Genomic DNA, 14,380 nt, shown 5'->3' with positions numbered 1-14,380 from the left:
CAGGTGTTCCTAGGGGCGGAAGGATCGCCGCGCAAGCGTGTCAGATCGCGACCAGCCAAACGATCGCGGCGATCAGAAGCGCGACGACAAGGGCGGCAACCGCGACATACCCGCTGGCCCGGCGATCGGTCGTGGCATCGTCCGTGCGGGGGGGCGGTCCGGCCACGGGCCCTTCGGCGCTTCGGGCGCGGATCGCTCCATCGGAACCGCGCGCTTCTTCGAGCGGATATTCTCCCAGAAGCTCGAGCGGAGGGGCGGGGCGCAGTGTCACCGGCCCCTTGATCGCATCGGGGAGGATCAGGAGTATGGGCATCCTGATCTTCTCGAGCCGCGACCTGTCGATCGCGACGGCATCGGCCTTTGCCCCCTCGCCCTCGACGAGGTAATTCGCAAGTCCGATATCGGCGAGAGCCGCTGGCTCGACCACCTGAACCCGATCCGGCGGGACGGCGACGCCGAGCGCACTTTCGAGCGCTTTCGCGTCGCGGGCGAAACGGGCAGCCTCTTCGGGCGGAAGGTCGATGGAAAAGACCCGGATGATGTCGTTCATTATGCGCAGCCTCAGATCGCGGATGTCCTGCGCGAACGGGCAGGAGCGAACCTGCGTTCCCTCAAGCGGCTCGGGCGGCGTGCAGATTGCGCGCGAGAAGGTCCATTGCCGCCATTCGCACGGCCACACCCATCTCGACCTGCTCCTGGATGACGGAGCGATTGATGTCGTCGGCGAGCGTGCCGTCGATCTCCACGCCGCGGTTCATCGGGCCGGGATGCATCACGATCGCGTCGGGTTTCGCGTGCGAAAGTTTCTCGGCATCCAGCCCGTAGCGGTGGTAGTATTCCCGTTCGGATGGGATGAAGCCGCCATCCATGCGCTCGCGCTGGAGGCGCAGCATCATCACCACGTCGGCATCCTTCAGACCCTCCCGCATGTCGTGATAGACTTCGCAGCCCCAGTCGCGGGCCTGGGCGGGGATCAACGTGGGCGGGCCGACAAGCCGCAGGCGACTTTCCATCTTGCCCAGCAGCCAGATATTCGATCGTGCGACGCGGCTGTGGGCGATGTCGCCGCAGATCGCGACACTGAGGCGGTGGAGCCGGCCTTTCTTGCGCCGGATCGTCAATGCGTCGAGCAGCGCTTGCGTCGGATGTTCGTGCCGCCCGTCGCCTGCGTTCAGGACCGCGCAAGCGACCTTTTCGGCCAGAAGGTTCACGGCCCCCGAATGGGGATGACGAACGACGAGCAGGTCGGGATGCATCGCGTTCAGCGTGAGTGCCGTATCGATGAGCGTTTCGCCCTTCTTTATCGAACTCGCCTGCATCGGCATGTTCATCACATGTGCACCAAGCCTCAGACCCGCGATCTCGAAACTCGCCTGCGTGCGGGTCGAGTTCTCGAAGAACATGTTGATCTGGGTAAGACCACGAAGCGCTTGCTCATGATTGCCGCCGGAACGGTTCCGTGTCGCGTAGTCCTGGGCAAGATCGAGGATCGTCGAGATCTCGTCCGGCGCAAGCGGTTCGATTCCCAGCAGGTGTTTCTGACGGAATGCCATTCGGGTGCTGCGCTCCCTCGTCATACGGATCGCGGGTATAGGCGGGGCTGCGTCTCCCGGCAAGGCCTGCGAGATGAGCGAGTCGCAGGACATGCGTATTTGCGAAAGCAAAGAGAGATGGGCCGAGCAGGTGCGTTGCGATAGGGTCGCCACATGGAAAACTGGGAATCGTACATGGCGGCGCGTGCGGCGCTCGAATGGCAGATCGAACTCGGTGCGGACGAGGCGATCGGCGATGCGCCTGTCGACCGATATGCCAAGACGCCCGAACCCGAACCGGCAGCCGAAGCCGAACCTGTACAGTCGGTCCGGCAGAACGACGCTCACCCCGATCCGGTCGAGGTCGCGCGTCGGGCGGCCGCTGCGGCGAACGGCCTCGAGGGACTGCGCGCGGCGATCGCGGCATTCGAGGGATGTGAGCTCAAGCGGGGCGCACGCAACCTCGTTTTCTCCGACGGCGATCCGGCAGCGCGGGTGATGATCGTCGGCGAAGCTCCGGGCAGGGACGAGGATCTGTCCGGCCGCCCCTTCGTCGGGCGGGCCGGACAACTGCTCGACCGCATGCTGGGCGCGATCGGGCTCGATCGGGAAGGCACCGGATCGGTCTACATTACGAACGTGCTGCCGTGGCGGCCCCCGCAGAACCGGGAGCCGCGCCCGGACGAGATCGCGATGATGCTGCCGTTCGTCGAACGGCACGTGACGCTTGCCGATCCTGAGATCTTGATCCTCATGGGAAACGTCTCGTGTCAGGCGATGCTCGGGCGCAAGGGGATCACGCGGCTGCGCGGACAGTGGAGCGAGGCGGTGGGGCGCCCCGCGCTCCCGATGTTCCACCCTGCCTACCTGCTGCGGAACCCCGCGGCCAAGCGTGAGGCCTGGGCGGATCTTCTGAGCCTTCGCGCCCGGCTCGCATGAGGCTTCTTGCCTTCTCGGATCTGCATCTCGATTTCGACGCGGCCGATCGGCTCGTCGCCCTTTCCGCGCCAGCGGATCTCGTGATCGGGGCAGGTGATTTCGCGGATGACCGGCGAGGATTGCAAGGGATCATGGATCGGCTTGCTCCGATTGCCGCAAAACTGCTGGTCGTGCCGGGCAACAACGAATCGATCGATGAACTTCGAGGCGCGACAAATGCCCTCGTCCTGCACGGCAATTCGACCACCCGGGACGGCTTCGTCATCGCCGGTATCGGCGGCGGAGTACCGCCTGTGCCATCGTCGACGGGGCGCTCCTGGGACCTCGGGGAAGCGGAGGCGGCATCGCTGCTCGACCGGATCGAGCGGGCGGACATATTGGTGAGCCATTCGCCCCCCTTCGGTCTCGGCGATGCGCATTCGCAGGAAGGACATGTCGGATCGCATGCCGTGAAGTCGGCGCTCCTGCGGCTTTCGCCCAGCCTTTGCATCTTTGGCCATGTCCACGATTGCTGGGGTTCGCATGGACGGATCGGATCGACGGAATGGCGCAACCTCGGTCCCGATCCTGTCTGGTTCGAACTCTGACATAGTCGGAACACCCGAGGTAGTCGATTTTGGTATACCAAAGTTGACTTCGCGATTTGGCTCTGCCTAGTCTCGGGCGACGTCCGGCGACATGCATCGGCCGGGCATGTCAGGGAGGACATATGCAATGAAAAAGATCGCTTTGCTCGGTACGGCTCTGGGGCTGACGTTGGGTGGACCGGCGCTTGCGCAGGACAGCTATCCCGAACGGCCGATCCAGATGATCGTGCCATGGGGCGCGGGGGGCGGTACGGACGCCGTCGGTCGCATCATCGCCACGCAGCTTCAGCAGGAGCTCGGCGTGCCGGTCAACGTCGTGAACCGCACAGGCGGCTCGGGCGTGGTGGGCCACAGCGCGATCGCGAACGCGGAGCCCGACGGCTACACGATCGGCATCATGACGATCGAGATCGACATGATGCATTGGCAGGGACTGACGGATCTGACCTACGAGGATTTCGACATCCTCGCCATGGTCAACGCCGATCCCGGCGGGGTGATGGTCGCTGCCGATTCGGAATGGGACAGCATCGAGGGGTTCCTTGAATCGGTGAAGTCGGAACCGAAGGGCACGTATACCGCGTCCGGCACCGGGCAGGGCGGCATCTGGCATGTCGGGATGGCGGGCTGGCTCCTCTCGGAGGATCTGCCAGCCGACCAGATCACCTTCGTTCCGAGCCAGGGTGCCGCACCCGGCATCACCGATATGGTCGCGGGCGGAGTGACGATGATCCCCTCGTCGCTGGCCGAGGGGCTTTCGATGATCGACGCCGAACGCGTGCTGCCGCTCGCCACGATGTCCGCCGAACGTCAGGAAATGTTCCCGGACGTCCCGACGCTGGCCGAGACGACGGGGTCCGACTGGACGGTGTCCGTATGGCGTACCGTCGCGGCACCCCAAGGCCTTCCCGAGGATGTCCAGCAGAAGCTCGTCGATGCGATCGAAACTGCGTACAATTCCGACGAATACCAGAACTTCATGCAGGAACGCGGCTTCGGCCTGCGCTGGGCCGGCCCGGAGGAGGCGACCGAGATCGTCGCATCCGATGACGAGGCCTTCGGCGAAGTCATGCGCGAAGCCGGTCTCGCGTCCGAGTGACACGCGACGCGATCGATGAGCTGAACTGATTGCGGGCGGTCGAAGCCGCCCGCGTCACCAATCTGGGACGTGATCCCGGTTAACAATTCGAGGTGTGCCAATGCGCGTCACCGATCTGACGCTCGGACTGCTGACGATCCTCGCCGGGATCGCAATCTATATCTCGGCCATGGATTTCTCCGTGATTCCTGGACAGAGTTACGGTGCAGGCACGATGCCCCGCGCCGTTGCCTTCGCAACGGTCGGAACCGGAGCTTTCATCGCCATCAAGGCGCTGCTCGCGCGTGGCCGCCTCGGCGTCAGGTTCGAGGACTGGGTCCGCAATCCCCGATCTCTGGCAAGGATTGCGATGATCCTCGGACTGATCGTCTTCTACATCCTTGCCGCACCGATCCTCGGCTTCGCTCCGACGGCCTTCGCCATTCTTCTGGTTGCGATGCTCTGCCTAGGGACGGGGCCGCTGATCGCCGTTCCGGTATCTCTCGTCGCGACACTCGCAATCCAGCAGAGTTTCGGACGGCTTCTCCTCGTTCCGCTTCCGCGCAGCGATTTCCTTTCATTCCTGTGGTGAGTTGACATGATCCTCTTCGAGGCCGCGCTTCTCGTCCTGCAGCCGCAGGTTCTGCTCGTCATCCTCGGCGCGGCTGCGTTCGGAATGTTCGTGGGGGCCATCCCCGGGTTGACGGCGACGATGGCGACGGCGCTGCTGGTGCCGGTCACGTTCTTCATGGATCCCGTCCCCGCGATCGCCGCCATCGTGACGGCGACGGCCATGGCGATCTTCGCGGGCGACATTCCCGGAACGCTTTTGCGAATGCCGGGGACGCCGGCCAGTGCCGCCTATGTCCAGGATGCCTATGCGATGACGCGGAAGGGCAATTCCGAAGGAGCGCTCGGTGCCTCGCTCGTCTTTTCGGCGCTCGGTGGCATCTTCGGGACGATCGTTCTGATGACGTCTTCGCCGATACTGGCCGAGGTGGCGCTGAAGTTCTCGTCTTTCGAGTATTTCTGGCTCGTTGTGATGGGGCTTTCCTGCGCGGTCTTCGTCTCGCCCGGATCGCCGGCGCGCGGGCTCATATCGCTCTTCATCGGCCTCTTCGCCGCGACGGTCGGGATCGACAATCCGGCGGGCGTGCCGCGCTATACATTCGACAATGTCGAGCTTTATGCAGGTGTCCAGTTCATCCCGGCGATGATCGGCCTCTTCGCGGTGTCCGAGATCCTTCGCTCCGTGCTGAACCGGACCGAGATCCCGGCGGTCAACAGCGGTGGCGGCGGCATCTTCGCCCAGCAGTTCCAGAACTTCGTCAAATATCCCTTTCAGGTCATCCGCGGCAGTGCGCTTGGCACCGCGATCGGCGCGCTTCCGGGTGCGGGTGCGGATATCGCCGCATGGATCTCCTATGCCGTCTCCAAGAAGTTTTCCAAGACGCCGGAGAAGTTCGGCACCGGTCATGTCGAGGGGCTCGTGGAAAGTGGGGCCTCGAACAACGCCGCGATGAGCGGGGCATGGATTCCTGCGCTCGTCTTCGGAATTCCGGGCGATTCCATCACCGCGATCGTGATCGGCGTCCTCTACATTAAGGGCATCAATCCCGGCCCGACCGTTTTCATCAACGAACCGCAGATGATCTACGCGGTGTTCTTCACCTTCCTGCTGGCAAACCTCATCATGCTGCCGCTCGGGTGGCTCGCCATCAAGGGCGCAGGCACGATCCTGTCGATCCCGCAGCGCACCCTCATGCCGATCATCCTGCTCTTCTGCATCGTGGGCTCGTTCGCGATCAACAACTCTCCCTTCGGTATCTGGCTCATGCTGATCTTCGGGATCGTGGGCTTCCTGATGGAGGAGAACGACATCCCCATCGCCCCGGCAATTCTCGGGCTGGTCCTCGGGCCGATGCTGGAACAGAACTTCGTCACGTCGATGATCAAGTCGCAAGACAGCTTCATCGCCTTCTTCGAACGTCCCATCGCCGCCGGTCTCGGCGTGGCCACGATCGCCATCTGGTGCATTCCGCTTCTGCTGATGCTGTTCGCGCGTCGCGGCGGTGGTGCCCGAACATCTTGACCCCTTTCAGGAGCAGACAATGAGCAAACCCGACCTTCTTCTCGTCGCAAACCTCGCCGATCGCGTCGTCTCGCAGCTCGAGGACGACTTCACGGTTCACCGTTATTGCGAGGCCGACGACAAGCAGGCCTTCCTAAGCGACTGCCCGGAGGGCATCCGCTTCGTGGCGACCGGCGGCGGCACAGGATGCACGCGCGAAATCATCGAGGCTCTGCCCGCGCTCGAGGTGATCTCGTCCTTCGGGGTGGGCTACGACGCGGTCGATGTGGAGGCCGCGCGGGAACATGACGTGCGGGTGACGAACACGCCCGATGTGCTCAACGAATGCGTGGCCGAAGTGACGCTGGGCCTCATGCTGGCCCTCGCGCATCGAATCCCTGAATCCGACACCTATGTTCGCGACGGCAAATGGGAAAGCGACGGCTCGATGCCGCTGACGGCCGAGCTCACAGGCAAGACGGTCGGCATTCTCGGCCTCGGGCGGATCGGCAAGGCGATCGCCAGCCGCGCACAGGCTTTCCAGATGCAGGTGGTCTATCACGGGCGTAACGAACAGGCGAACCAGCCCTATCCGTACTACGCAGATCTCGAAGAGATGGCCCGCGATGTGGACTGGCTGGTCGTCATTGCGCCCTCCACCCCGCAGACGCGTGGCATCGTCAGCCGCGAGGTGCTCGAGCAGCTCGGGTCCGAGGGCCGTCTCGTCAACATGGCGCGCGGCGATCTCGTGGACGAGACCGCACTGATCGAGATCCTCGCCTCGGGGGGCATCGCAGGTGCCGGCCTCGACGTATTCGAGAACGAACCGCATGTGCCCGAGAAGTTGCGCGGAATGAAGAACACCGTCCTCCTGCCTCATATCGGCAGCGCCACGCACCAGACCCGTGCGGCCATGGGCGATCTGGTCGTGAAGAACCTGCGCGCGCACAAGGCGGGAAAGCCGCTTCTTACGCCTGTCGCGTGATCGTTCGGCTGGCATCTGCCTGATCGCGTCTTACGTCTCTCCCGAACGATCGGGAGAGACATCATGTCCGACAGCTACCAACCGCCGGAAATCTGGCAGCCGGAGGAGTCCGGCGGAGAATTCGCAAGCATCAACCGCCCCGTTGCGGGACCGACCCACGACAAGACGCTTCCGGTCGGCAAGCATCCGTTTCAGCTCTATTCGCTGGCGACGCCCAACGGCGTGAAGGTCACGGTCCTATTCGAGGAGCTTCTCGCAGCCGGCCATACGGGCGCTGAATACGACGCCTGGCTCATCGACATCCGAAACGGCGACCAGTTCGGATCGGGGTTCGTCGACGTGAACCCGAACTCCAAGATTCCTGCGCTTATTGACAATTCCGGGCCCGCGCCCGTCCGCGTCTTCGAATCCGGCGCGATCCTGCTGCATCTGGCTGAAAAGTTCGGAGCCTTTCTTGGCGACAACCGATCCGAGATGCTGTCATGGCTCATGTGGCAGATGGGATCGGCACCCTATCTCGGCGGAGGTTTCGGTCATTTCTACGCCTACGCTCCGGAAAAGATGAAATACCCGATCGACCGTTTCGCGATGGAGACGAAGCGCCAGCTGGATGTGCTCGACCGCAATCTCGCAGATCGTCGTTACGTGACCGGTGATGCTTATTCGATCGCGGATATGGCGATCTGGGCCTGGTACGGGCAGCTCGCGCTCGGTCGGCAATACGAAGGATCGGCCAAGTTCCTGCAGGTTCAGACCTACGAGAACGTTCAGCGCTGGGCCAGCGAGATCGCCGAACGCCCGGCGGTCGAGCGTGGCCGAATGGTCAATCGCATGACGGGCGAGCCCGAGACGCAGCTTCACGAACGGCACGACGCCCGCGATTTCGAAACGCGCACTCAGGACAAGATCGGATGAGTAAAGCGGCGCGCGACTTCGTTCCGGTCCGGATCGCGATCCTGACGACCAGCGACACGCGTCTGCCCGCCGACGATCGATCGGGGGACCTTCTCGTGGCGCGCCTGAAGGAAGCGGGCCACGAACTTGCCGCCCGCGACCTCCTTCCCGACGACAGGACGGACATCGCGGCGTTGCTTCGCGACTGGTGCGCGGATGACGGGATCGATGTCGTGATCTCGACGGGCGGGACGGGTCTGACGGGACGGGACGTGACCGTGGAGGCACATCGCGACGTCTACGAGAAGGAGATCGATGCCTTCGCCATCGTCTTCGCCCACGTCTCAATGGCCAAGATCGGGACAAGCGCGGTGCAGAGCCGCGCGACGGGCGGTGTGGCGAACGGAACCTACCTCTTCGCGTTGCCGGGCAGTCCCGGTGCCTGTCGCGATGCCTGGGACGAGATTCTGGCTCCGCAGCTCGACTATCGCCACGCCCCGTGCAACTTCGTCGAGATCCTTCCGCGGCTCGACGAGCATCTGCGCCGCAAATAGCGCAGTTGTCACAGTCGCGTGGCGGTGCTTTTTGTGCCGCCGCATCCGGGCTATGCTCCGGTCAATCCCAAGGGATTTGACGGATGCGTTTCTTCTCCCGGGCCCTGTCGGGCCTGTTCCTGCTGGCACTGACGATCGGCTTGCTGTCCGTTGCGGGCGGTTTGCTCCGTGGCGCGCTCGAGGAACGTGCGGCGCGCGAAGCGCCGTCGCGCGAGGCGCGCGAACAGGTCTTTGCCGCTCCTGTCCGGACGCTCGATCCCGAGACGATCGTGCCGATCCTCGATGCGTTCGGCCAGATCGCGAGCCGCCGTACGCTGGAAGTGCGGGCGAGCGTCGGCGGCCGCGTCATCGAGATGGGCGAGAATGTCGAGGAAGGTGGAAGCGTTGCCGAAGGTCAGTTGCTGTTCCAGATCGACCCGCGGGAGGCGGATCGCGCGCTTGCAGTGCGCGCGGCCGATCTGCGCGATGCGGAAGCCGCACTCGCCGATGCGGAACGTTCGGCCGGCCTTTCTGCCGAAGATGTCGAGAATGCCCGGACCCAGCTCGAACTTCGGCGGAACGCTGCCAATCGACAGCGCGATCTCGAGGGGCGCGGGATCGGCAGCACGCAGGCGCTCGAGACGGCCGAGCTTGCCGTTGCCGCCGCCGATCAGGCGCTGCTCTCGCGCAGGCAGTCCCGCGCGGACGCAGATGCCGCAGTCGCGCAGGCGCGTACCGCGCTCGAACGGGCCCGCATCGCGCTGTCTGAGGCCGAGAGAGCACGCGACGATACCGAGATCCGCGCGGCCTTCGACGGTATCCTTGGCGATGTGACGGTCGTCGAAGGCGGGCTCGTCTCGCAGAACGAACGGCTCGCCTCACTCATCGATCCTGATGCTCTCGAAGTGGGGTTCCGTGTGTCGGCCGGCGAATATGCGCGCCTCCTGGACGAGGCAGGCCACCTCACGACGCGCGACGTGACCGTCATGCTCGAGGCCGGAGGCTACACGCTGAGTTCGCCCGCGACGATCACGCGTGAAAGCGCGCAGGTGGGGGAGGGGCAGACAGGTCGCCAGATATTCGCGCGCCTCGTCAATCCGAGGGGGTTCAGGGCCGGAGATTTCGTTCTTGCCGCGGTCGAGGAACCCTCCCTTCCCGGTATCACCCGGCTGCCGGCCGGGGCGGTGGACTCGATGGGAGGCGTTCTGGTCCTCGGCCCTGAAGACCGCCTCTTGGCCGAGAATGTCGAGATCGTGCGTCGTCAGGGCGACGACCTCCTCGTGCGACCGGGCGACCTCGCCGGTCGCGAGGTCGTGACACAGCGAAGCCCGAGCCTCGGCGCGGGAATCAAGGTTCGTCCGCAACGCGAGGCACCCGCGCCCGAAGCCGAGGGTGTCGCCGAATTCCTCGAGCTCAGCGACGAGCGCAGGGCCCGTCTCGTGGCGTTCGTCGAAGGAAACGAGCGGATGCCCCAGGACGCGAAGGAGCGCGTGCTCGCCCAGTTGCGCGAGACGCGTGTCCCGGCGGGCGTGGTGGAACGCATCGAAGGCCGAATGGGCGGATGATCGGGGCGTGCGGATCATGATGCGTCGTCTTGGAGGGGCCGGTGGCATCATCGGATATTTCACCCGCCACCCGACCGCAGCGAACCTGCTCCTCGTCGTCATGTTGGCGCTCGGTCTGGCATCCGTGCCGCAGATGCGCGCGCAATTCTTTCCCGACGTGGTTTCGGACGATATCGATCTGACAGTCGTCTGGCCCGGCGCGGGGGCCGAAGCCGTCGACGAGGCGGTCGTCGGCGTCATCGAACCTGCCCTGCTCGCGATCGAGGGCGTGACCGACACGGAGGCCCGTGCGAGCGAAGGTCGCGCCAGCTTCGAGGTTACGTTCGAGCCCGGTTGGGACATGAGCCGTGCCTCGAACGACGTGGATACCGCCCTCGACGCGATCACCGACCTGCCCGAAGGTGCCGAGGATCCTGAGATCCGGCGCAGTACGTGGCGCGACCGGGTCACGGATGTCGTCGTCACGGGGCCCGTCGGGGTGGACCAGCTCGCCCGGATCGCGGACGCCCTCAGCAATTCACTTTTTCAGGCTGGTGTGACGCGCACCAGTATCGCCGGTATCGCGGACGGCGAGATCCTCGTCGAAGTGCCTCAGCGCGCGCTCGTGCAATACGACATCACCCTGCGGGAGGTGGCCGAGGCCATCGGAGCCGAGGCCGACGCATCGCAGGCCGGTGAGGTCGGCGGCACAGCCCGGATCAGGGCGGGATCGGCGCGGCGGGATGCCGATTCCATTGCGGCCATCGTGCTGCGGGTGAACGAGGGGGGAGACGCGCTCCGTATCGGCGACGTCGCGCGGATCGAGACGCTCGGAGTGGACCGCGACGCGGCCTATTTCGTGGGCGGAGATCTCGCCATCACCCTCCGCGTCGAGCGCAGTGCCAGTGGCGACGCGATCGCCATTCAGCGCCAGGTCGAAGAGATCGCGGCCGATCTTTCTTTCTCCCTCCCGCAGGGGGTGACGATCGACCTGATCCGCACGCGTGCCGACTACATCTCGGGCCGACTCGAGATCCTTCTCGACAACGCCGCGACGGGGCTCGCTCTCGTCGTTGCCTTGCTCTTTCTCTTCCTCAATGCCCGTACCGCCTTCTGGGTCGCCGCCGGCATTCCCGTCGCCATGACCGCGGCGATCGCGCTCATGTATGCGGCGGGTCTCACCTTCAACATGATCTCGCTCTTCGCGCTCATCATCACGCTCGGCATCGTGGTCGATGACGCGATCGTCGTGGGTGAGCATGCCGATTTCCGGGCCCGCAACCTTGGCGAGGACCCGAAGAGCGCTGCCGAAAACGCCGCGCGACGGATGTTCGCGCCGGTCCTGTCGGCAACGCTCACGACCGTCATCGCCTTTTTCGGGCTCGTCGCGATCGGTGGCACCTTCGGGACGCTCATCGCGGACATTCCCTTCACCGTGATCGTCGTCCTCATGGCGAGCCTCGTGGAATGTTTTCTGATCCTGCCGAACCACATGGCCCATTCGATCGGCAATGTCGGCGGGGAAAAGTGGTATGACCTGCCCAGCCGCCTGGTCAATCGGGGCTTCGCCAAGCTGCGCGAGCGTGCGTTCCGGCCGCTCATGCGCATGGTCGTCTGGGCGCGCTATCCGGTCCTCGCCGGTGCGATGGTCCTTTTGTCGGTGCAGGGCGCGCTCTTCCTGACCGGCGACGTGACGTGGCGCTTCTTCAACTCGCCAGAGGAGGGTAGCGTCAGCGGCAATTTCGCCATGGCGGCCGGCGCATCGCGAGAAGATACGCTCGAACAGATCGCACTTCTCCAGCAGACCGTCGATGAGGTGGCCCAGAGCTTCGAGGACGAATACGGCGTCAGCCCTGTCGATTATGCCATAGCGCAGATCGGCGGGTCGGCGGGCCGCGGCCTGTCTGGAACCGAGAACACCGATGCCGACCTGCTCGGAGCGATCTCGATCGAGCTGATCGAACCCGATCTGAGGCCGTTTTCGAGTTCCGAGTTCGTTGCCGCTTTGCAGGACGCGGTGCCACGCCATCCGCAACTTGAGCAGATCAGCTTCCGCGGCTGGCGATCGGGCCCCGGTGGCGATGCGCTCGATGTCGAGCTTTTCGGCGCATCCGCGGGCATTCTCAAAGAAGCTGCCGAAGCGCTCAAGTCCGAGCTGTCCCAATTCCCCGAGGTCAGCGGCCTCGAGGACAGCCTCGCCTATGACAAGCAGGAACTCGTCCTGACGCTGACCCCTCAGGGCGAGGCGCTCGGTGTCTCCATCGACGCGCTCGGCCGCGTGCTGCGTGATCGTCTGTCGGGAATCGAGGCCGCGTCCTTCCCCGACGGCCAGAGGTCGGCCACGATCCGCGTGGAACTTCCCGAGAGCGAGCGGGCTGCGGATTTCCTCGATCGTGCCGTGATCCGGACCGATGCAGGGCTCGCCCGGGTCGGCGATCTGGTTTCCATCGACGTGACCGAGGGCTTCTCCACCATCCGCCGCGAGAACGGCATCCGTCTTGCAAGCGTGATCGGCGACATTTCGGAGGACGATCCGGCGCGCGCCTCCGATATCATGTTTGCACTCGAAACCGAGATCCTGCCACGGCTCGAACAGGATTTCGGCATCCAGACCTCTCTCTCTGGCCTTGCCGAGGACGAAGCGGAATTCCTCACCGATGCGGTGATCGGGTTCTCGCTCTGCCTTCTCGGCATCTATCTGACGCTTGCGTGGATCTTCGCCTCATGGACCCGCCCGCTCGTAGTTATGGCGGTCATCCCGTTCGGTCTCGTGGGTGCGGTCTGGGGGCATTACGTGTGGGACATGCCGCTTTCGATCTTCACCGTGGTCGGAATGATCGGCATGACGGGGATCGTCATTAACGACTCCATCGTCCTCGTTACGACGATCGACGAATATGCCGAGAACAGAGGCCTCGTTCCGGCGATCGTGGATGCGGCCTGCGACCGGCTGCGTCCTGTCCTGCTGACCACGCTCACGACCGTTCTCGGCCTTGCGCCGCTTCTCTACGAAAGCTCGAGCCAGGCGCAATTTCTGAAGCCCACGGTCATCACGCTGGTCTACGGGCTCGGTTTCGGGATGTTCCTTGTTCTTCTTCTCGTGCCCGCGATCCTCGCCATCGGGCAGGATTTCGGTCGCCACGTCCGCGCGTTCCGCCGGCTTACCCGCGGCGGACATGCGACGGGCGGGGCCCGTGCGCTTCTTCTTGCGACCGGGGGGCTTCAGGCCATGCTCTTCACGGCAACGCTCGGCACATGGCTGGTCACCGGACGAATGGTCGGCCCGCTCACTTCGTTCGGTTCCGGGCCATGGTCGGCGCTTTCGGTTTTCCTGGCAGGATCCGTCGCACTGCTTTTCGCGGCAACGCTCGCAGGGCTGTTCCTTCTCAGGCCGCGCGGGCGCGCCGCCTAGTCACATCCCCGGATCTCGATGGCACGATCGTCGCCGATGACCGTCAGCGTCAACGCTTGACGGTTGAAACCGATCGCCGTACCGCGTGGCGACCGTATCTGGACGTCGAGCTTCAGCAGACGCCCCTCGCGTCGCATTTGGGGAACCCCGACCCAGATCGACGGATCGGCAAGTTCGATCACCGCATGTTCCTGCCGTCCCAGAACCGGCATGTTCACTTCCGCCGTGATCCGGGCACCCTTCGGGGCAGGTGCAAGGCGACACCGCAGCGGACCAGCCCCGGCATCTGCCGCACCTGCGGGCCGGTTGGCGAGCGCCGTGCGGATCTGCGCGTCAGGCGTGCTACGGGCGGCCGTGAGCGATCCGGTAACGTGCGCCGTGACGGGCACGCAGATCTCGCGGCAGACTCCGATCGACAGTGTCAAACGAAGATCCACGCTGCGCGCCGGATCGCGCGGCGTCACGATCAACGGCAAGACCACGCCTTCCGCATAACCGATCGACGTGACGCCATTCTGCGAAAATGCGTGCGGCACCGGCCATGCGATCTTGAGGTCGGCGACATTGCGCGAGCCCGACCAGTCGAACTGCGGTGGAATGCCGGTGGCCCCCGGCGCGCGCCAGTAGGTCTTCCAGCCCGGCTCCAACGCGATGTCGATCGCCGCGATGTGGACCGCTCCTTCCCGCCACCCTTCGAGGAGCGACACGTCCGCGGTCGAGGCCCGAAGGGGTGCCGCCAGGATCAGTAGCAGCAGAAGGATCGCGCGAAACACCATGATACCTTTTCGCGTCGTCTCCGGGGACA

Annotated in this window: 13 protein-coding genes; 10 read left to right on the top strand and 3 right to left on the bottom strand. The window is 64.6% G+C overall.

Features of this window, described 5'->3' with window-relative positions:
* Nucleotides 1–40: 40 nt before the first annotated feature.
* Both RVY76_RS10545 and RVY76_RS10540 read right to left on the bottom strand, forming a co-directional pair.
* A complete protein-coding gene (locus tag RVY76_RS10545; RefSeq protein WP_317373921.1) occupies nt 41–550 on the bottom strand; it encodes a hypothetical protein in 510 nt (169 codons plus the stop codon).
* Nucleotides 551–611: 61 nt separating this feature from the next.
* Nucleotides 612–1,553 (bottom strand): aspartate carbamoyltransferase catalytic subunit, encoded by a 942-nt coding sequence (locus RVY76_RS10540; RefSeq protein WP_317373919.1) that lies wholly within the window; start codon nt 1,551–1,553, stop codon nt 612–614.
* Nucleotides 1,554–1,706: 153 nt separating this feature from the next.
* Here RVY76_RS10540 and RVY76_RS10535 point away from each other — a divergent pair, with 153 nt between their 5' ends.
* The 10 genes from RVY76_RS10535 to RVY76_RS10490 all read left to right on the top strand — a co-directional run bounded on the left by RVY76_RS10535 (nt 1,707) and on the right by RVY76_RS10490 (nt 13,575).
* Nucleotides 1,707–2,471 (top strand): uracil-DNA glycosylase, encoded by a 765-nt coding sequence (locus RVY76_RS10535; protein WP_317373917.1) that lies wholly within the window; start codon nt 1,707–1,709, stop codon nt 2,469–2,471.
* Nucleotides 2,468–3,058 carry a metallophosphoesterase gene (locus tag RVY76_RS10530; protein ID WP_317373916.1) on the top strand — a complete coding sequence of 197 codons (591 nt, stop codon included), beginning with the start codon at nt 2,468–2,470 and terminating at the stop codon, nt 3,056–3,058. Before RVY76_RS10535 ends, RVY76_RS10530 begins: the two co-directional genes overlap by 4 nt.
* Before the next feature lie 127 nt (nt 3,059–3,185).
* Nucleotides 3,186–4,157: a tripartite tricarboxylate transporter substrate binding protein gene (locus RVY76_RS10525; protein ID WP_317373915.1), complete on the top strand. Its 972-nt coding sequence runs from the start codon at nt 3,186–3,188 to the stop codon at nt 4,155–4,157.
* A 100-nt stretch (nt 4,158–4,257) separates the two neighbouring features.
* Nucleotides 4,258–4,728 carry a tripartite tricarboxylate transporter TctB family protein gene (locus tag RVY76_RS10520; protein WP_317373913.1) on the top strand — a complete coding sequence of 157 codons (471 nt, stop codon included), beginning with the start codon at nt 4,258–4,260 and terminating at the stop codon, nt 4,726–4,728.
* Nucleotides 4,729–4,734: 6 nt separating this feature from the next.
* Entirely contained in the window at nt 4,735–6,228 is a 1,494-nt protein-coding gene (locus RVY76_RS10515) for a tripartite tricarboxylate transporter permease (protein WP_317373912.1), read from the top strand.
* Nucleotides 6,229–6,247: 19 nt separating this feature from the next.
* The gene (locus RVY76_RS10510; protein WP_317373911.1) at nt 6,248–7,192 is read left to right on the top strand and encodes a 2-hydroxyacid dehydrogenase; all 945 of its coding nucleotides are present in this window, start codon (nt 6,248–6,250) and stop codon (nt 7,190–7,192) included.
* A 63-nt stretch (nt 7,193–7,255) separates the two neighbouring features.
* Nucleotides 7,256–8,107, top strand: coding sequence for a glutathione-dependent disulfide-bond oxidoreductase (yghU, locus tag RVY76_RS10505; protein ID WP_317373910.1), 852 nt, complete (start codon nt 7,256–7,258; stop codon nt 8,105–8,107).
* Nucleotides 8,104–8,640, top strand: a complete 537-nt coding sequence (gene moaB / locus RVY76_RS10500) for a molybdenum cofactor biosynthesis protein B (RefSeq protein ID WP_317373908.1) — start codon at nt 8,104–8,106, stop codon at nt 8,638–8,640. Before yghU ends, moaB begins: the two co-directional genes overlap by 4 nt.
* Before the next feature lie 83 nt (nt 8,641–8,723).
* Entirely contained in the window at nt 8,724–10,184 is a 1,461-nt protein-coding gene (locus tag RVY76_RS10495; RefSeq protein WP_317373906.1) for an efflux RND transporter periplasmic adaptor subunit, read from the top strand.
* A 16-nt stretch (nt 10,185–10,200) separates the two neighbouring features.
* Nucleotides 10,201–13,575: an efflux RND transporter permease subunit gene (locus RVY76_RS10490; protein WP_317373905.1), complete on the top strand. Its 3,375-nt coding sequence runs from the start codon at nt 10,201–10,203 to the stop codon at nt 13,573–13,575.
* Here RVY76_RS10490 and RVY76_RS10485 read toward each other — a convergent pair.
* Nucleotides 13,572–14,351 carry a protein-disulfide reductase DsbD domain-containing protein gene (locus tag RVY76_RS10485; RefSeq protein ID WP_317373904.1) on the bottom strand — a complete coding sequence of 260 codons (780 nt, stop codon included), beginning with the start codon at nt 14,349–14,351 and terminating at the stop codon, nt 13,572–13,574. The two genes, RVY76_RS10490 and RVY76_RS10485, sit on opposite strands and share 4 nt — an antisense overlap.
* Nucleotides 14,352–14,380: the final 29 nt, after the last annotated feature.

Origin of the sequence: Palleronia sp. LCG004, assembly GCF_032931615.1 — a bacterium.
In the GTDB taxonomy this organism is placed as follows: Bacteria; Pseudomonadota; Alphaproteobacteria; order Rhodobacterales; family Rhodobacteraceae; genus Palleronia.
The sequence above is the reverse complement of the archived record's forward strand: the minus strand, read 5'-3'. Positions and strand labels throughout refer to the sequence as shown.

Excerpts from the sequence above, each read along its gene's own strand:
- moaB (WP_317373908.1), top strand. The coding sequence starts at position 8,104 with ATGAGTAAAGCGGCGCGCGACTTCGTTCCGGTCCGGATCGCGATCCTG.
- RVY76_RS10545 (WP_317373921.1), bottom strand. The coding sequence starts at position 550 with ATGAACGACATCATCCGGGTCTTTTCCATCGACCTTCCGCCCGAAGAG.
- RVY76_RS10490 (WP_317373905.1), top strand. The coding sequence starts at position 10,201 with ATGATGCGTCGTCTTGGAGGGGCCGGTGGCATCATCGGATATTTCACC.
- RVY76_RS10525 (WP_317373915.1), top strand. The coding sequence starts at position 3,186 with ATGAAAAAGATCGCTTTGCTCGGTACGGCTCTGGGGCTGACGTTGGGT.
- RVY76_RS10510 (WP_317373911.1), top strand. The coding sequence starts at position 6,248 with ATGAGCAAACCCGACCTTCTTCTCGTCGCAAACCTCGCCGATCGCGTC.
- RVY76_RS10495 (WP_317373906.1), top strand. The coding sequence starts at position 8,724 with ATGCGTTTCTTCTCCCGGGCCCTGTCGGGCCTGTTCCTGCTGGCACTG.
- RVY76_RS10535 (WP_317373917.1), top strand. The coding sequence starts at position 1,707 with ATGGAAAACTGGGAATCGTACATGGCGGCGCGTGCGGCGCTCGAATGG.
- RVY76_RS10520 (WP_317373913.1), top strand. The coding sequence starts at position 4,258 with ATGCGCGTCACCGATCTGACGCTCGGACTGCTGACGATCCTCGCCGGG.
- RVY76_RS10540 (WP_317373919.1), bottom strand. The coding sequence starts at position 1,553 with ATGGCATTCCGTCAGAAACACCTGCTGGGAATCGAACCGCTTGCGCCG.
- yghU (WP_317373910.1), top strand. The coding sequence starts at position 7,256 with ATGTCCGACAGCTACCAACCGCCGGAAATCTGGCAGCCGGAGGAGTCC.
- RVY76_RS10530 (WP_317373916.1), top strand. The coding sequence starts at position 2,468 with ATGAGGCTTCTTGCCTTCTCGGATCTGCATCTCGATTTCGACGCGGCC.
- RVY76_RS10485 (WP_317373904.1), bottom strand. The coding sequence starts at position 14,351 with ATGGTGTTTCGCGCGATCCTTCTGCTGCTACTGATCCTGGCGGCACCC.
- RVY76_RS10515 (WP_317373912.1), top strand. The coding sequence starts at position 4,735 with ATGATCCTCTTCGAGGCCGCGCTTCTCGTCCTGCAGCCGCAGGTTCTG.